This is a genomic window from Buchnera aphidicola (Aphis nerii) (genome assembly GCF_005083105.1).
In the GTDB taxonomy this organism is placed as follows: domain Bacteria; phylum Pseudomonadota; class Gammaproteobacteria; order Enterobacterales; family Enterobacteriaceae; genus Buchnera; species Buchnera aphidicola_AS.
Genome location: NZ_CP034885.1, coordinates 498,889 through 517,777, shown reverse-complemented (window position 1 = coordinate 517,777; position 18,889 = coordinate 498,889). Strand labels below are relative to the sequence as shown.

The 18,889-nt window shown below is 23.7% G+C and carries 17 protein-coding genes and 1 pseudogene; 8 read left to right on the top strand and 10 right to left on the bottom strand.

Annotated elements, in window-relative coordinates:
- Positions 1-110: 110 nt before the first annotated feature.
- From lon to D9V64_RS02405, 5 genes are all read right to left on the bottom strand, one after another.
- On the bottom strand, positions 111-2,444 hold the full coding sequence (gene lon / locus D9V64_RS02425; protein ID WP_158366946.1) for an endopeptidase La: 2,334 nt from the start codon (positions 2,442-2,444) through the stop codon (positions 111-113).
- 177 nt (positions 2,445-2,621) lie between these two features.
- Positions 2,622-3,902: an ATP-dependent Clp protease ATP-binding subunit ClpX gene (gene clpX / locus D9V64_RS02420; protein WP_158366944.1), complete on the bottom strand. Its 1,281-nt coding sequence runs from the start codon at positions 3,900-3,902 to the stop codon at positions 2,622-2,624.
- A gap of 92 nt (positions 3,903-3,994) precedes the next feature.
- Positions 3,995-4,588 (bottom strand): ATP-dependent Clp endopeptidase proteolytic subunit ClpP, encoded by a 594-nt coding sequence (gene clpP, locus D9V64_RS02415; protein ID WP_158366942.1) that lies wholly within the window; start codon positions 4,586-4,588, stop codon positions 3,995-3,997.
- Positions 4,589-4,705: 117 nt separating this feature from the next.
- Positions 4,706-6,019, bottom strand: a complete 1,314-nt coding sequence (tig, locus tag D9V64_RS02410; RefSeq protein WP_158366940.1) for a trigger factor — start codon at positions 6,017-6,019, stop codon at positions 4,706-4,708.
- Positions 6,020-6,220: 201 nt separating this feature from the next.
- A complete protein-coding gene (locus D9V64_RS02405; RefSeq protein WP_158366938.1) occupies positions 6,221-6,529 on the bottom strand; it encodes a BolA family protein in 309 nt (102 codons plus the stop codon).
- A gap of 264 nt (positions 6,530-6,793) precedes the next feature.
- Between D9V64_RS02405 and cyoA the strand changes: the two genes are divergently transcribed.
- From cyoA to cyoE, 5 genes are read left to right on the top strand one after another with little or no spacing between them, the layout of a single operon-like run.
- Positions 6,794-7,633 (top strand): ubiquinol oxidase subunit II, encoded by an 840-nt coding sequence (gene cyoA / locus D9V64_RS02400; RefSeq protein WP_158366936.1) that lies wholly within the window; start codon positions 6,794-6,796, stop codon positions 7,631-7,633.
- 57 nt (positions 7,634-7,690) lie between these two features.
- Positions 7,691-9,658 carry a cytochrome o ubiquinol oxidase subunit I gene (gene cyoB, locus D9V64_RS02395; protein ID WP_158366934.1) on the top strand — a complete coding sequence of 656 codons (1,968 nt, stop codon included), beginning with the start codon at positions 7,691-7,693 and terminating at the stop codon, positions 9,656-9,658.
- Between the two features lie 7 nt (positions 9,659-9,665).
- Positions 9,666-10,280, top strand: coding sequence for a cytochrome o ubiquinol oxidase subunit III (cyoC, locus tag D9V64_RS02390; RefSeq protein ID WP_158366932.1), 615 nt, complete (start codon positions 9,666-9,668; stop codon positions 10,278-10,280).
- A complete protein-coding gene (gene cyoD, locus D9V64_RS02385) occupies positions 10,235-10,606 on the top strand; it encodes a cytochrome o ubiquinol oxidase subunit IV (RefSeq protein ID WP_315984431.1) in 372 nt (123 codons plus the stop codon). The genes cyoC and cyoD overlap by 46 nt, the downstream gene beginning before the upstream one ends.
- A 22-nt stretch (positions 10,607-10,628) precedes the next feature.
- The gene (gene cyoE, locus D9V64_RS02380) at positions 10,629-11,480 is read left to right on the top strand and encodes a heme o synthase (protein ID WP_158366928.1); all 852 of its coding nucleotides are present in this window, start codon (positions 10,629-10,631) and stop codon (positions 11,478-11,480) included.
- A gap of 6 nt (positions 11,481-11,486) precedes the next feature.
- Here the strand turns inward: cyoE and D9V64_RS02375 are convergent, their stop codons facing one another.
- Complete coding sequence (locus tag D9V64_RS02375) at positions 11,487-11,828, bottom strand: TusE/DsrC/DsvC family sulfur relay protein (protein ID WP_410051771.1); 342 nt, start codon at positions 11,826-11,828, stop codon at positions 11,487-11,489.
- A 51-nt stretch (positions 11,829-11,879) separates the two neighbouring features.
- On the opposite strand from D9V64_RS02375, the gene D9V64_RS02370 reads away from it, so the two are divergent.
- The 3 genes from D9V64_RS02370 to dxs all read left to right on the top strand — a co-directional run bounded on the left by D9V64_RS02370 (position 11,880) and on the right by dxs (position 15,784).
- Positions 11,880-13,055: an MFS transporter gene (locus D9V64_RS02370; RefSeq protein WP_261979778.1), complete on the top strand. Its 1,176-nt coding sequence runs from the start codon at positions 11,880-11,882 to the stop codon at positions 13,053-13,055.
- 61 nt (positions 13,056-13,116) lie between these two features.
- Positions 13,117-13,998, top strand: a complete 882-nt coding sequence (locus D9V64_RS02365; RefSeq protein WP_158366924.1) for a polyprenyl synthetase family protein — start codon at positions 13,117-13,119, stop codon at positions 13,996-13,998.
- A 19-nt stretch (positions 13,999-14,017) separates the two neighbouring features.
- Positions 14,018-15,784: a 1-deoxy-D-xylulose-5-phosphate synthase gene (gene dxs / locus D9V64_RS02360; RefSeq protein WP_158366922.1), complete on the top strand. Its 1,767-nt coding sequence runs from the start codon at positions 14,018-14,020 to the stop codon at positions 15,782-15,784.
- Positions 15,785-15,859: 75 nt separating this feature from the next.
- On the opposite strand, the gene nusB is transcribed toward dxs, so the two are convergent.
- From nusB to ribE, 4 genes and pseudogenes are all read right to left on the bottom strand, one after another.
- Entirely contained in the window at positions 15,860-16,279 is a 420-nt protein-coding gene (gene nusB, locus D9V64_RS02355) for a transcription antitermination factor NusB (protein ID WP_158367289.1), read from the bottom strand.
- Positions 16,280-16,298: 19 nt separating this feature from the next.
- Positions 16,299-17,390, bottom strand: a pseudogene (gene ribD, locus D9V64_RS03250) (bifunctional diaminohydroxyphosphoribosylaminopyrimidine deaminase/5-amino-6-(5-phosphoribosylamino)uracil reductase RibD).
- Between the two features lie 33 nt (positions 17,391-17,423).
- A complete protein-coding gene (gene thiL, locus D9V64_RS02340) occupies positions 17,424-18,407 on the bottom strand; it encodes a thiamine-phosphate kinase (RefSeq protein WP_158366918.1) in 984 nt (327 codons plus the stop codon).
- A gap of 3 nt (positions 18,408-18,410) precedes the next feature.
- Positions 18,411-18,887, bottom strand: a complete 477-nt coding sequence (gene ribE, locus D9V64_RS02335) for a 6,7-dimethyl-8-ribityllumazine synthase (RefSeq protein WP_158366916.1) — start codon at positions 18,885-18,887, stop codon at positions 18,411-18,413.
- Positions 18,888-18,889 lie beyond the last annotated feature (2 nt).

Below are 18,889 nucleotides of genomic sequence, written 5' to 3'. Positions count from 1 at the left end.
CAATGATCCTAAATATTTTAAATTTTACATTATAATTTTATAATTTTTTTATCCATATTATAAAGGCTGACAACTTTTTGCCAGCCAAATTTATTTTATATAAATACGTTTTATATATAAGGAATATTTTCTAACGATAATTTTAAAACTTCTTCAATATGTTTAACTGGATGTATTGTTAATCCATCAATAATATTTTTTGGTATTTCTTCTAAATGTCGTTGATTTTCATATGGTATTAAAACTGTTTTAACACCACCTCGGTGCGCTGCTAGTAATTTTTCCTTTAGTCCTCCTATAGTAAGTACTTTTCCTTGTAAAGTAATTTCTCCTGTCATAGCAATATTAGATCTTACAGGATTTTTCGTTAAAGAAGATACTATTGCAGTACACATTGCAATACCTGCGCTAGGACCATCTTTTGGAGTGGCACCTTCGGGAACATGAACATGAATATCACATTTTTCATAAAAATCTTTTTTTATTCCTAGTTTTTTAGCTTGTGATCGAACTACTGTTAGTGCAGCTTGAATTGATTCTTGCATTACTTCACCTAGAGAACCTGTATAAGTAAGTTTTCCTTTTCCTGAAACACATGCTGTTTCAATTGTTAGAAGTTCTCCACCTACTTCAGTCCATGCTAATCCAACTACTTGTCCGATTTGATTTAAATGATTTGTTTTTCCATAATCAAATCGTTTAATTCCTAAAAAATTATTTATATTTTTTTTGTTTATTTCAATATGTTTTAAAGATTTATTTAAGATTAATTTTTTTACTACTTTTCTACATATTTTAGATATTTCACGTTCTAAACCACGTACGCCGGCTTCTCGTGTGTAATAATGAATAATATGCATGATAGCGCAATCGGTAATTGTTAGTTCTTTTCTTTTTAAAGCATTTCTTTCAAGTTGTTTTGGATATAAATAGTTTTTTGCTATATTTAGTTTTTCATTTTCTGTATATCCAGATAATCTAATAATTTCCATTCTGTCAAGTAATGGAGCAGGTATATTCATGGAATTTGATGTTGCTACAAACATTATGTCAGAAAGATCATAATCTACTTCTAAGTAATGATCGTTGAAATTAATATTTTGCTCTGGATCAAGAACTTCTAATAATGCAGAAGCTGGATCTACTCTAACATCACAAGACATTTTATCGATTTCATCAAGTAAAAATAATGGATTTTTTACTTTTGCCTTAATCATTTTTTGAATGATTTTTCCTGGCATCGATCCTATATATGTTCTACGATGTCCTCTAATTTCTGCTTCATCTCTGATTCCACCTAATGCCATACGTACATATTTTCTACCTGTAGATCTTGCAATAGATTTTCCTAATGATGTTTTACCTACACCCGGTGGACCAATTAAACATAGAATAGGGCCTTTTACTTTATTTGTTCTACTTTGTACAGCTAGGTACTCTAGTATTCTTTCTTTAACTTTTTCAAGTCCAAAATGATCAATATCAAGAATTTCTTTAGCTTCTTGAATATCTTTTTTAATTTTTGTTTTTGTATTCCATGGTACTTGTAACATCCAATCAATATAACTTCTTACTACAGTAGCTTCTGCAGACATCGGCGACATCATTTTTAGTTTTTGCAATTCTGATTCTGTTTTTTCTTTGGCTTCCTTGGGCATTTTTAAAGATTTAATTTTCCGTTTTAAAATTTTATTTTCATCAGGAATTTCATCCATATCACCAAGTTCTTTTTGTATAGCTTTAATTTGTTCGTTTAAATAATATTCTCTTTGACTTTTTTCCATTTGTTTTTTAACACGGTTTCTAATTCTTTTTTCTACTTGTAATAAATCTATTTCTGATTCCATAATAGCCATTAAAAACTCTAGTCTTTTGCTTACATTGTTTATTTCAAGGACTGATTGTTTATCAATTAATTTTAATGGCATATGAGCTGCAATAGTATCTGCTAGTTTTTCTGAATTTGTTATATTATTAAGAGTATTTAGTATTTCTGATGGAATTTTTTTATTAAGTTGAATATAAGATTCAAATTGATTAATTGTTGTTCTAATTAATACTTTGTTTTCTTTATTTAAGATATTAGATATCTTAATTAATTTTGCTTCAGCTATATAATGTTCTCCAGTATTAATTAAATTTATAATAGATGCACGTTGTAAACCTTCAACTAATACTTTTACTGTACCATCTGGAAGTTTTAACATTTGTAAAATAGAACTAATAGTACCTATATTAAATAAATCATTTGTATTTGGTTCATCTTTTGATGCTTCTTTTTGTGCAATTAGCATAATTTTTTTATCATTATTCATAGATGTTTCAATACATTTAATTGATTTTTTACGACCTACAAACAATGGAATAACCATATGAGGATACACAACTACATCTCTCAATGGTAAAACAGGAATTTGAATGCGTTCAGAACGCTCAGAATTCATAGAGCTCTCTCTTTAGTTGAATTTCCGATACTGTGTGTAAATTTGAAAACTGCAAGATATATAAAAAATATACAGTTATATTTATAATTGATTTAATTTATATGAATAATCATTTTATATGTAATATTTATTTTACTTTAAAAAATTAATTTAAAATAAAACATTATCCAGATTTCTTTATTCACCAGATGCTTTTTTTGATTTATTTTTTTCATATATTATTTTAGGTGATGATTTTGAATGTATTACTGATTCATTAATTAATACTTTGTTTACATGTTGCATTGATGGTAATTCATACATAATATCTAATAAAACTTTTTCAATAATAGATCTTAATCCTCTTGCGCCCGTTTTTTTAAACATTGCTTGTTTTGCAATTGCTTTAATTGATTTTTTATCAAATTCTAATTTTACTTTTTCTAAATTAAATAATGTTTGATATTGTTTAATTAAAGCATTTTTAGGTTTACATAATATTTCAACAAGTGCATTTTCTGTTAATTCATTAACTATTGTAATAATAGGCAAACGACCAATAAATTCTGGAATTAATCCAAATTTTATTAAATCCTTTGGTTCAACTTGTTTTAATAATTGTTTTTCTGATTGTTTTTGATTTTTATTATCAATTGCTGCATTAAATCCAATTTCAGTATTTATATTAATTCTTTTTGAAATAATGTTAGATAATCCTGAAAATGCTCCTGCACATATAAACAATATATTTGAAGTGTCAATTTGTAAAAATTCTTGTTGTGGATGTTTTCGACCACCTTGAGGAGGTACAGATGCTAAAGTTCCTTCAATCAACTTTAATAAAGCTTGTTGTACTCCCTCGCCTGATACATCTCTAGTTATAGAAGGATTGTCGGACTTTTTTGAAATTTTATCAATTTCATCTATGTATATAATTCCTAATTCGGCTTTTTTTATATTATATTTACATTTTTGTAATAATTTTTGTATAATATTTTCAACATCTTCTCCTACATATCCTGCTTCAGTTAAAGTAGTAGCATCTGCAATACTAAATGGTACATTTAATAGTTTTGCTAATGTTTTCGCTAATAAAGTTTTTCCGCTTCCAGTAGGTCCAATTAATAAAATATTACTTTTACCAAGTTCAGTTTTTTCAGAATCTTTATGAATATTTCGAATACGTTGATAGTGATTATAAACAGCTACTGATAAAACTTTTTTTGTGTGATCTTGTCCTATTACATAACTATCAAGATATTTTTTTATTTCACATGGCGTAGGTAAATTTTTTAAATCATCATTTGGAATATCTTTTGATAGTTTTGTCTCTTCAATAATATTATTGCATAATTTAATACATTCATTACATATACATACCGATGGGCCAGCTATTAATTTTTCTACTTCTTTTTGGTTTTTTCCACAAAAAGAACAATGAAGTAATTTTTTAGAATCATCTTTACTCTTATCTGTCATATTTTTAACCTCTTATTTACTATTTATTGATTTTTTGAGTAAATTGATTCTATTTGATTTTTTAGTATAAAAAAATATTTTATAAAAATTTTTTATTTTCGATCAGTTAGGATTAAATCAATCAGTCCATATTGAATAGATTCATGCGCTGAAAAAAAGCAATCTCTTTCTGTATCTTTATTTATTTGTTTAATAGACTGACCAGTATGTAAAGAAAACAATTGGTTTAGTTTTTTTTTCATTTTTATAATTTCTTTTGCATGAATAGCAATATCTGATGCTTGACCTTGAAATCCACCTAATGGTTGATGAATCATAATTCTAGAGTTGAGCAAAGAAGATCTTTTCCCTTTAGCACCAGATGCTAATAAAAATGCTGCCATTGAACATGCTTGTCCTATACAAATAGTTCTTATATCTGGATTAATAAATTGCATAGTATCATAAATAGACATGCCTGAAGTGATCACACCGCCGGGTGAATTAATATATAAAAATATATCTTTTTCTGGGTTTTCAGCTTCTAGAAAAAGCATTTGAGCTATAATGCTATTAGCCATATTATCTTCTATAGTACCATTCATAAATATTATACGTTCTTTTAATAATCTTGAATATATATCATATGAACGTTCTCCTCTTGAATGTTGTTCAACAACCATTGGAATTAATATCGAATTAGACATTGTTTAGTATTCTCTCAATAAGAAAAGATAAATTTATAAATCAAGATATTAAAATTTTTTTTATTTAAATATTTTTAAAAAATTATATAATATACAATTATTAATAATTATTGTTTTTCAAAAAAATAATGTTTCTGTACAACTTAAGTTATAATTTACAAATTCATTAAAAGTATATTTTTTTTCTATAATTTTAATTTCTCTTTTTAAAAATCTTATAACTTCTTTTTCTAATTCCAAATTTTGTATTGTTTTTCTTAATGTTTCATTTCTATTATATATTTTAATAATTTCTAATGGTTTATTATATTTTAAAGATATTTTTTTGATTGTTGATTCTATTTTTTTTGTATCTACTAAAATTTTATTATCGTTAATAATTTTTTCTAAAATTAATTTAGCGCATAATCTTTTTTTAGCTTCTACTAAAAGATTAGTATGATATTTTTTATATAAAATATTTTTAACTTCTGATTTATATTCTTTTATTAATTTTTTATGTAATATTTTAGTTTCTTCTTTTAGTAAAACAGGGGGTATTTTAATTGGATTTTCTTTTATTAATTTTTGTATAATTTGATTTTTTAAATAATTTTGAGTTAATTTGTTTATATCTTTAATTGTTCTATCTTTTATAGATTCTAAGTTGAATTTATTAAAATTAAAATTTTTAACAGCTTTATTTAATTCTTCACTTTTTTCCTCTTCAATATTTATTATTTTAATTTTTAATATAATATTTTTATTGTTAAGTTTTTTTTCTGGATGGAATGAAGAAAAAAATACTTTTATAAAAATAATATCATTAACGTAATGGTTAATTATTTTATTATTTAATTCATTTATTAAATAATTTTTAAAAACAATAAATTGAATATTTTTTGTATCAAATTCTTTTATTTTAGTATCATTTTCAAATAATGAATAACTAATTGTTACTCGATCATTAATTTTAATAGCTCTATTAACTGGATTCCATATATTTAGTTTTTTTTGATTATTTAATATGTTTTTTTTTATATCTTCATCATTGATATTAACAACAATTTTTTCTACTTGAATTAAACTAAGCTCTTTTATTTTAATTTCAGGGTATAATTCATAATCAACAGAATATTTAAAATGTTCATTTTGTTCTTCTTTTTCATTTATATAATATTTAGGTTGACCAATAATGTTAATTTTTTGTGTATTTAAAAATTCAAAAAAAAATTTTTGCATTAGTTTATTAAATACATCATAATAAACACTATTTCCATATTTTTGCTGTATTATTTTAATAGGTACTTTCCCTTTTCTAAAACCATTAATACTTGTTTTTTTATTAATTTTAGTAAATTCTTTTAGAAGAGTATTATCGATTGTTATTTTCGGAATATTGATTGTAACACGATGACCTGCATCTTTATTTTTTTCCATAAGAAATTTCATCTTATTACCTTAAAAATTACATTTATCAGTGAGTTTTAAATATTTTATATTTTTTATTTTTTATAACGACAAAATTTTTGATATTTTTGGAGTATTGTATAAAAAATTATACGTGATTTTTTTATAATTTTATTATACAAAATATTTTTATTTGAAATAAACATATTAAAGTTATTTATTGTAATACGAGTATGGTATTTTTTATTGTATTTTTTTAAAGCAATTTATTGAATTAATTTGTTTATATTTTTTATATTTCCACTCTTGTAAAGTATAAGTATATAATGTAATTGAATATATATTTTTTTTATATATTTCATTTAATTTTTCAAAAATTAAACGATGTCTATCAATTGTTGTTTTATTTATAAAATCATTGCTAATAATAATTATTTTTAAATGTGTGAGAGTATTTTTAGTATGTCTGTGAAATTTACTATCATTATAAATTTTAATATTTTTGATATTAATTTTTGATGTTAAATATTTTTTTATTTTTTCTAAACACATAGAATTAATTTGATTTCCTAATTGAAAAAATACTTATAAAATTTTTTTTCAGTTTTTATAAAATATATTTTTGCAAGTAATAAAAGTTTCTTTAACTATAATAAAATACTTAATATAAATATATTTTTTATTTAAATTTTATCAATTTTTGAAAAATAATTCAATTATTTCAAAAATTATTACTCTTTTGGATATTTGAAAATTGTAATTAAGTAAAAATAATGATAAAAAATTTTAAATTAGTAAATTTTGAGGTTTTAAAAAATGATATATATAAATTTTAACAAATTTTTTAAAATATTATTGTTAACTTCAATTATTTTTATATTAAATGGTTGTAATAATATGTTTTCAACTGAACATGGCATAATTGCTAAACAAGAATATTCATTAATTTTGATATCATTTGTAATGATGATGTTTGTTATCATTCCTGTGTTTTTTATGACAATATATTTTTCAGTTAAATATCGTGCATCTAATATAAATGAAATATACAAACCAAATTGGTCTGAATCTAAAATAATAGAAATTATAGTTTGGATTGTTCCTATTTTGATAATTTCTTTTTTAGCACTTTTAACATGGAATTATTGTCATATATTAGATCCTCAAAAACCTATATCCTCGAAATATAAACCTATCAAAATAGATGTTATTGCATTAGATTGGAGATGGTTATTTATTTATCCTGAATATGGTATTGCAAGTATAAATGAAATAGCTTTTCCTACAAATAAACCAGTGATGTTCCGTATCACTTCAAACTCTGTTATGAATTCTTTTTTTATTCCATCACTTGGCAGTCAAATATATGCTATGCCTGGAATGGTAACAAAACTAAATTTAATTTCTAATGATTCAGGAAAATATAAAGGAATATCTTCTAATTATAGTGGTAAAGGGTTTTCTAATATGAAATTTACTGTAATCTCATTACCAGATAAAAAAACATTTATAAATTGGATTAACAAAGTAAAAAATTCACCAAAAAAGTTAAATACCATGAAAATGTTTAACAAAGTATCTTCTCCTAACGAAAATCATTATGTAGAATATTTTTCGCATGTTGATAAAACATTATTGAGTAAAATAATTCATTAATATTGTTAAAATAAATATTTACTATAATTTTTTGAATAAATACAGGATTAGAAAAATATGTTTGGAAAATTAACATTAAATGCTATACCTTACAATGAACCTATCATCATGATAACGTATTTCTTTATTATTTTGATTGGGTTGTGCTTAACTTTAGGTATTACTTATTATGGAAAATGGAAATATTTATGGTCAGAATGGTTTACTACTGTTGATCATAAAAAAATAGCTATCATGTATGGGATATTATCTTTTATTATGTTGTTCAGAGGATTTGTAGATGCAATATTAATGCGTGCTCAACAAGTGATTTCATCTTCAGGAAATCATGGTTTTTTACCTTCACATCATTATGATCAAATATTTACCGCACATGGTGTGATAATGATTTTTTTTGTAGCAATGCCTCTTGTTATCGGATTAATGAATTTAGTCGTTCCATTGCAAATTGGCGCCCGTGATATAGCCTTTCCTTTTCTTAATAGCTTGAGTTTTTGGTTAAATGTAAGCAGTGCTATATTATTAACTATTTCCTTAGGAGTAGGTGAATTTGCACAAACTGGTTGGTTAGCTTATCCACCATTATCTGGTATTAAATATAGTCCTGGAGTTGGAGTAGACTATTGGATTTGGAGTCTTCAAATTTCTGGAGTTGGAACAACTTTAACAGGAATTAATTTTTTAGTAACTATTCTAAAAATGAGAGCTCCTGGAATGAGTTTATTTAAAATGCCTGTATTTACATGGACATCATTATGTACAAATGTATTAATAGTTATATCTTTTCCAGTATTAACTATTACTCTTTTTTTATTAACTCTAGATCGTTATTTTAATTTTCATTTTTTTACTAATGATCTTGGTGGAAACGCTATGATGTATATTAATTTAATATGGATTTGGGGACATCCTGAGGTATATATTTTAGTTCTTCCAGTATTTGGTATTTTTTCAGAAGTAGTCGCTACTTTTTCAAAAAAGCGTTTGTTTGGGTATGTTTCTCTGGTATGGGCGACATTAGCTATTACTATTTTATCTTTTATTGTTTGGTTACATCATTTTTTTACTATGGGTGCAGGAGCAAATGTTAATGCTTTTTTTGGAATTACTACGATGATTATAGCAATTCCTACTGGTGTAAAAATTTTTAATTGGTTATTTACTATGTATCAAGGTCGTGTTCATATGCATTCATCAATGTTATGGACTATTGGTTTTTTGTTAACTTTTTCTATTGGTGGAATGACTGGCGTATTGTTATCTGTTCCTCCAGTTGATTTTATTTTACATAATAGTGTATTTTTAGTTGCTCATTTTCATAATGTTATCATTGGTGGTGTTGTTTTTGGTTGTTTTGCTGGAATTAATTATTGGTTTCCAAAATTATTTGGTTTCATTTTAAATGAAACTTGGGGAAAACGTGCATTTTGGTTTTGGATAACAGGTTTTTTTACTGCTTTTATGCCTTTATACTTTTTAGGTTTTATGGGTATGACTCGTCGTTTAAGTCAAAATATTGATTTAGAGTTTCATTTTTTATTATGTGTTGCTGCTATAGGTGCTATTTTTATTGGTATAGGTATTATATGTCAAGTAATTCAATTTTGGGTTTCAATAAAAAATCGAAATGATAATTTAGATGTTACTGGTGACCCATGGGACGGAAGAACTTTAGAATGGTCTACTTCTTCTCCTGCTCCATTTTATAATTTTGCAATTATTCCTAATATTAAAAGTAAAGATGATTTTTGGGAAACAAAAAAACAAAGTAAATGTCTAAAAAATATTAATTATCACTCGATTCATATGCCAAAGAATACAGAATCAGGGTTTTTTATTGGTTTTTTATCTTTAATATTTGGTTTTTCTGCTGTTTGGCATATTTTTTGGTTATGTTCAATTTCTTTTTTATTGATAGTCATAAGTTTAATTATAAAAAGTGTAAATGAAGATAACGATTATATTGTTTCTATAAAAGAAATTGAAAAAATAGAAAAACAAAAGTTTTTAAAAATTAAAAAGTAGGTTTAAAATGACAAAAAAAATAAATAGTCAAATATTATATCCTTTTTTAAAAAAAAAAGATGAACACATAAAAAGTAATAAATTGTTTGGATTTTGGATATATTTAATGAGTGATTGCATTATGTTCGCTGTTTTATTCGCTGTATATGCAATTATTTTTAACAATTTACCTTTAAATTTTATTAGTCATAAAATTTTTAATTTATATTATGTTTTATTTGAAACATTTATTCTATTATTAAGTTCATTAACATGTGCCATGTTGACTATAGAACAAAATAAAAAAAATATAAAAATGATTTACTTTTATTTTATAGTTACTTTTTTTTTAGGTATGGTTTTTCTTGTGATGGAAATCAATGAATTTTATAATTTATTTATAGAAAACTATATGCCTAATAAACATGCTTTTTTCTCTATTTTTTTCACAATTATTGGAACACATGGCATTCATATTATTTTTGGTTTGGTTTTTATATTATCAATTATTTATCAGATTTTTAAATTAGGACTAACTTATAATGTTCAAGTTCGCATCTTATGTTTTAGTTTATTTTGGCATTTTCTAGATATTATATGGATTTGTATTTTTACTTTTATTTATTTAAATGGAGTGATTTAATGCGCAAATGTTTTAAACTCAATGTTTGTTTTAATAAACAGATACAATCTTATATATATACTTTTTTATTTTCTATACTATTAACTATAATTCCATTTTTTATTATTAAAAATCAATATTTTTCTAACACTTTAAATCGGTTAATTATTATTCTTTGTTCTTGTATTCAAATAATTATTCATTTTATATATTTTTTACATTTAAATAGTGTTAAAAAGCATTATTGGTATTTAACGTCTTTATTATTCATAATAATCATTATATTTATTGTCATTTTTGGTTCTATATGGATTATGTTAAATTTAAATCATCATATTATGATGTAAAATCATTTGAAAATATATTTATATGTTAAAATATTATTTAGAAATAACAAAACCTCGTATTATTTTAGGAAATATAATTTTATTAGTTGGTGGTTTTTTATTTTCATCTCATTTTTCTTTTAATTTTTTTTTATTTGTATTTACTATTTTGGGAACATCTTTAATTATTGCTTCTAGTTGTGTTTTTAATAATTTAATTGATATAGAAATAGATTCAAAAATGATTAGAACAAAAAATAGAGCGTTAGTCAAAAAAAGACTCAAACCTATATCAGCTTGTATTTTTGGAATTGTTTTAGGAACGTTAGGTATATCTATATTAGGGTTGTTAGTCAATTTTTTATCAATGTCTTTATCAATAATTGGATTTATTATTTATGTTTTTATGTATACTTTCTTAAAAAGAACATCAATATATTCTACTTTTATTGGAAGTTTTTCAGGTTCGATTCCGTCTTTAATTGGTTATACTGCTGCTAATAATACTATTAATATAGTTTGTGTTATATTATTTATTGTTTTTATATTTTGGCAAATGTCTCATTTTTATGCTATTTCTCTAATTTATATAGAAGATTATAAAAATGCTAATTTACCTGTTTTTCCTATAATAAAAGGTATTTCAAAAACAAAGAAACATATTTTTTATTATATAATATGTTTTATATTATCTAGTTTTGTATTAACATTCTTAGGATATTTGGGTGCTATTTTTTTATTTTTTACTTCTGTTTTAAATTTTTATTGGTTATATGTATCATATTTGAATATTAAAGAGAAAAAATCTCTTAAATACTCTAGTCAAATATTTTATTTATCGATTTTAGTTATTTTATTTTTTAATATATTAATTTCAATTGATTTTAGATTTTAATATTTTTTATAAACATTGTGAAGGTTTCGGTATTCCAGCTATTTTACTGGCTTGTTTTGCTGGACCTTTAGGAAACAATTGAAATAAATAAACGCTATGAATTTTTTTACTTAGTATTTTATTCATGCTATTAATTAGCATACGCATTGATGGTGTAATATTGTACTTGAAATAAAAATTTCTTATAAAATATATTATTTCCCAATGTTCATATGTAAGTATAATATTTTCTTTTTTTGCAATTTCTTTCGCTAAGGAAGTATTCCAATCTTTGTTATTTTTTAAATAACCTTCTAAATCTTTTTCTATTTTTTCGTAATTTAAATGTTTTTTAGAGTTTTTTATTATTGACATAATTTTTTATAATATAAAAAGTTTACAAAAAATATTGAGTTAAATATGAAAAATTATAAAATGAATTTTTTTGAATTACAAGTAACATTAAGTTTTTGTATTATTTTTTTACTGCGTATGTTAGGTGTATTTTCTATTATTCCAGCATTAAGTAAATATGGATTATATTTAGCTGGAGGAAATAAATTTTTAATTGGATTATCTGTTAGTGTATATGCTACTACGCAAATGATTTTTCAAATTCCTTTTGGAATTTTATCTGATAGATTTAATCGAAAAAAAATAATTATATTTGGTCTTTTTGTTTTTTTAATTGGTAGTATTATAGCTGCAAATATAAATTCTATTTGGGGATTAATTATTGGTAGAGCTATACAAGGTGCAGGGGCTATTTCTGGTGTTTCTATGGCTTTATTATCTGATTTAGTTAGAAAGGAAAATCATATTAAATCTATTTCTGCTATAGGTGCAAGTTTTGCTGTTTCTTTTTTGATTTCTATTGTTTTTGGTTCGTTTATTATTGAAAAATTTAGTTTTTCTTTTATTTTTTGGTTTTCTGCTATATTTTCAATTCTTTGTATTTTAATTATTTTATTTATTGTGCCTAATAGTAAAAATATAAAATTTGAAAAAGACATAAAAATTTTTCATCAAAAAAATATTAAATATCTTTTTAATAAAAAATTTTGTAGATTTTATTTTAGTATTTTTTCCTTACATTTTTTATTAACAATGCATTTTTTAATTATACCTAATCAATTAGAGCTTTCTGGAGTAAAATTTAATTATCATTGGGTTGTTTATTTAATAACAATAATATTTTCATTTTTTATTTTATATTTCATAATGTTTTATAGTAAGTTTTATTTATTTTTTAAAAATATTATTGAGATATGTATTTTTTTTATTTTTTTGTCATCATTAATTTTTTTATTTTTTGATAATCATTTAATATATTTAATATTGTCGTTACAAATATTTTTTATTGCTTTTAATATATTAGAAGTATTTTTGCCTTCATATTTAAGTAGGGAAATATCTATTAATAATTATAAAGGTCGTATTATGAGTATTTATTCTACTAGTCAATACTTAGGAATATGTTTGGGGGGAATTTTAAATGGATGGTTGTATAGTTGTTTAAATGTTTCAAAAATTTTCTTCTGTGAAGTATGTTTAGTTTTTATATGGTTTGTATTTAATTGTTTTTGTAAAAAATAATGTTTATCGGTATAATTAATAAAAATTTATATTATTTTTTTAATTTTTTAGGTATTTAAATGTGAATTTTTTTAATTTTTATCAAAATCGTATAAATAAAAAACTATTTAATATATTAAACAATTTACCTTTTCAAAATTCAATTCTTATTAAATCAATGAAATATGGAACTTTGATGGGAGGTAAAAGATTACGTCCATGTTTAATTTATGTCATTGGAGAAATGTTTAAAGTAAATATTATTACATTAGATGCTATATCTATAGCAGTTGAATTAATTCATGCTTATTCCTTAATTCATGATGATTTACCATGTATTGATGATGATTCTCTTAGAAGAGGAAAACTTGCTTGTCACATAAAATACGGTGAAAATTTTGCTCTACTCGCTGGAGATGCGTTGCAAAGTTTAGCATTTAATATTTTATCTACACATATTATGCCTGGGGTTTCTCATAAAAGTCGTTTGAAAATTATTTCTGAATTATCCAATTCTATTGGATGCGCTGGTATGTGTATTGGACAAACATTAGATTTGCAAAAAGATACAAAAGAACTTGATATCACTGAATTAGAAAAAATTAATTTATATAAAACTGCATTTTTAATTAGATCCTCTGTTCGTTTGTCATATTTATCTGCAAATTTTTGTTCTAAAAAAATATTATTATTATTAGATCGTTTTTCTATTTCTATTGGTTTAGCTTTTCAAATTCAAGATGATATTTTTGATTATGAAAATGACTTTAAAAAAATAAAAAATTATAAAAGTGATAATATATGTAAAACATATCCATATTTAATTGGAATTAAACAATCTAAAAATAAAATAAAAATTTTACATGAAGAAGCATTATCTATTTTGGCTTTTTTAAAAAAAAATTTTTTTATTACTAATAAATTAGAATTATTAACAGATTTTATAATACAACGTTTACAATAAATTTAATAATGAGTTCCTAATGAATTTTGATGTAAAAAAATATCCAATTTTGTCTTGGGTTCATTCAGTTAAAAATTTGAGATGTTTACCAATTAAAAAATTACCTCAATTATGTATAGAACTGAGAAAATATTTGTTAGACATAATTTTTATTACTGAAGGACATTGTGCATCTGGTTTAGGTGTCGTTGAAATGACAGTGGCTTTACATTATGTTTATAATACACCATTTGATAATTTATTATGGGATGTTGGACACCAATCTTATCCTCATAAAATATTAACTGGTAGAGCAAAAAAAATAGTTAGTATTAGAAAAAAAGATGGATTGCATCCATTTCCATTTCGTGAAGAAAGTAAATATGATGTTTTTAGTACAGGTCATTCTTCAACATCAATTAGTGCAGGTTTAGGATTATCAATAGCAGCTCAAAAAGAAGGAAAAAATAGAAAAACTGTTTGTGTTATTGGTGATGGAGCAATAACATCTGGTATGGCATTTGAAGCTATGAATCATGCTGGCGAAATACAATCTGATTTACTAGTAATATTAAATGATAATGAAATGTCTATTTCTAAAAATGTAGGTGCTTTAAATAAACACTTGAAAAATTTAAAAAATATTGAATTTAATCATCTATTAAAAAATTCATTTTTTGAAAATTTATCTTTTCAATATTTTGGACCATTTGATGGTCATGATATATTTAATTTAGTTAAAGTTTTAAAAAATTTAAAAAATAAAAAAGGGAGTTGTTTGTTGCATTTGATTACAAAAAAAGGTAAAGGTTATCCCCCAGCAGAACTAGATCCAATTAAATGGCATACTGTTCCTAAAAATAATTTTTCATATTCTAATAAAAAAATTTTTACTTATTCTGAAGTATTTGGTTCCTGGCTTTGTGATATGGCAAGTATTGATGAAAAATTGATAGCGATTACACCTGCTATGTGTGAAGGTTCAGGTATGTTAAATTTTTCTCGTTTATTTCCTAATCAATATTTTGATGTTTCTATTGCTGAACAGCATGCAATTACTTTTGCAGCTGGTTTAGCTGTTGCTGGTTATAAACCTGTAGTTTCAATATATTCTACTTTTTTACAACGTGCTTATGATCAAATTATACACGATGTCGCATTGCAAAAGCTGTCTATTTTATTTGCTATTGATAGAGGAGGAATTGTTGGAAATGATGGACCAACACATCAAGGTCTTTTTGATTTGGCTTATTTAAGATGTATTCCTGGTATAATTATTATGACACCAAGTAATGAAAATGAATGTAGACAAATGTTATATACTGGATATATGTATAAAATAGGTCCCACGGTAGTAAGATATCCTAAAGGTGAAGGCATAGGTGTACCATTAAAACCTATGAATTTAATACCGTTAGGTCAATCTATTTTGAAAAGAGTAGGTCATAAAATAGCAATTTTAAATTTTGGTGCTTTATTAGAAGCTGCTTTATCAGCAGCGAACAATTTAAATGCAACATTGGTTGATATGCGATTTGTAAAACCATTAGATACTAATATAATTACTCAATTATCTTATAAACATCAATTTTTAGTAACCATTGAAGAAGGAATTATTTCAGGAGGTGCAGGAAGTTCAGTAAATGAATTTATTATGATAAAAAAACTTTTTCTTCCAGTTTTAAATATTGGACTACCAGATACATTTATTTCTCAAGGTACTCAACAAGAAATCAGACATTGTTACGAGTTAGATGCTGATGGGATTGAAAAAAAAATTTTTTCTTGGATTTCATCATCATGTTAAATATTAAAATATTTTTTATGATATAATTTTTTTTAAATAAATTAAATATTTTGTATACTAAAGTAAAAAACACTACTATCTTTTTTTCTTTATTACTTTTAATGCAGCCTTATCCAGAACTCCGTTAATAAATTTATGACTATCTTCTGATCCAAATAATTTTGCTAATTCGATACCTTCATTAATAGAGACTTTATATGGTATATCATTTCTTTTATATAGTTCATAAAATGAAATTCTTAGAATTGCTTTTTCTACTTGTCCTAATTTTTTTAATGAACGAAACAAATATGGTTTCATTAAATCATCTATGTTTTTACAGTTATTAGTTATTCCTAAAATCAAATCATAAAAATATTTTAGATCAATGTTTCTTTGATTTTTTTCTTTTAAAAATTCTATTACATTATCTTGAATATTGTTTTGTGAAATCTCCCAAGAATAAAGCATTTGTAAAGCACATGCACGTGCTTTTCTGCGAAAATATGGATTTATCATAAATATTCCTAGTTTTTTATTTTTTTTGAGGCTTTAATATTAATCTTATATCTGGTCCTATTTTTCTGAAATCTAAAAAATTAAATTTTATACATTCAAATAATGTTAAATTATTTTTTAAAAAAAATAATGGTTTTGCTTCATGACCTAATATTTTAGGTGCTATATATATAATTATTTCATCTATTAACTGCATCTTTAATAAATGACCAGAAAAATTACTACCAGCTTCTATCCATAGGTTGTTAATTTCTAAATTTCCTATAAATTTTAATGTAGATATAATATCAATTTTTTTTTCGTTTGGTTTTATTATAATTTGCTTTATGTTTTCTGGCCATAATTCATTGTCTGGTTTTAATCTTATCAATAAAATTTTTTCTTTTGTTTGCATTATTTTATGTGTTTTTTTCATTCTATTTTTACTATCTATAATAATTCTTATTGGATGTTTAAAATCTTTTTTAGGAAATTTAGATAGTATTTTTTTATTAAATTCTTTTGTACGTACAGTTAATTGAGAATTATCATATAAAATTGTTTTACTGGTACTTAATATTGCGGAACTTTTTGCTCGAAATATTTGCACATCTTGACGAGAACTTTTAGAACTAATCCATTTACTTTCACCATTTTTCATTGCAATTCTTCCATCTATTGACATTGCTAATTTAAGTTGTATTCATGGCAATCCAGTTTTCATACGTTTTAAAAAACCTTGATTATATTTTTGAGATTCTTTTGCAAGTAATCCTGTTTCTACAGAAATACCATTTTTTTTAAGATAGATCACTCCTTTACCGGATACTTTAGGATTTGGGTCTAAATTAGATATTATTACATGATTAATACCGGAATTAATAATGGCATCACAGCATGGAGGAGTTTTTCCAAAATGGTTACATGGTTCTAATGTGATATATGCAGTTGCTCCCTTTGATTTATTGCCTGCCATATTTAATGCATTAATTTCAGCATGATGATCGCCATATTTTTTGTGCCATCCTTCTCCGACAATATCGTTGTTATTTACAATTACACAGCCAACATTAGGATTTGGAGCAGTTGTAAACTCTCCTAGTTTACTAAGTTGTATTGCTCTTCTCATATAAAATATATTTTTCATATTTTTCCAAAAATGTTAAAAATTATTTACATCAAAATGATTAAAACCAATTTTTTTAAAATTTATCTTTTTTTTATTTTGCATTAAATTAAAGCCTCTTTTTTTTGAAGTGATATAACCAATGTGTTTACATTGAATTAATTTATTTTTAATAGCTGAATTTAATTTTTTAATATTTTTTTTAGATATTGTAAAGCATAATTCATAATCTTCTCCAAAGTATAACGACCAGTTAAAATAATTATTTTTTTTAAAATTATTTATTAAATTTTTAGAAATAGGTAATTTATTTAGTTCAATATCAGCTCCACATTGACTTTCTTCTAGTATATGTCCTAGATCAGAAATTAATCCATCTGATATATCTATTGCTGAATTAGCAAAATTCCTTAGGATTATGCCTTCAGAAACTCGGGGTGTAGGGTTTAAATGTTTTCGTATAAGATAATTTCTTACTTTAATATTTATTGGATATTTCTTTTTTTGAAGTAAAAAAAAACCAGCAGCACTTTCTCCAAGATATCCTGTAACATATATTAAATCTCCTTCTTTAGCGTTTTTTCGTAATAATGTTTTGCTTCCTTTAATTAATCCATAAACACTTGGTGTAATACTTAAAGGCCCACAATTAGTATCACCACCTATTAGTGTAATTTTATATTGATTTAAAATTTGAAAAAAGCTTTGACTAAAACATTTTAACCATTCACTATCTACTTTAGGCATGGTAATAGATAATGTCATCCATTTTGGAAGTGCACCCATAGCAGCTAAATCACTTAAATTTACAGCTATTGTTTTGTATGCTAGATTTTTTGGATGTATATTTTTAAAAAAATGAGTACCTTCTACTAAAGTATCAGTACTAATTGCAAGTACATTTTTTTTTGGTATTTTTATTAAGGCAGTATCATCCCCAATACCTTTAATAAGATTTTTATCTATTTTTTGATGTTTATTAAAAAAATTAGAAATAATTTCAAATTCATTATATTTCATGATTTAATCGTTATTTTTTAATTTTTCTATAACATTAATCATTTCTAATGCTGCTAGTGCAGCTTCAGAGCCTTTATTTCCCATTTTTAAACCTGATCTTTCAATAGATTCTTCTAGATTGTTTGTAGTTAATATTGCCATTGTAATTGGTATTAAATATTTTATACTAATTTTAGAAAGATTTTTATATGTATCATTTGCAATATATTTAAAATGGTCTGTATTACCTTTGATTATTGTGCCTATAGCAATAATTGCATTATATTTTTTAAATTTTGCGATATAATTTGCCACTATAGGTATTTCATGTGCGCCAGGAACATATATTTTTAAAATATTTTCCTCTTTTATTTGACCTATTCTAGTTAATGTATCTAATGCTCCAGATAATAAGTGATTATTAATAAATTGATTAAATCTAGAAATAATAATAGCGATAGATGCTGTTTCGTTTGTAATGCCTGATTGAATAATATTCATTT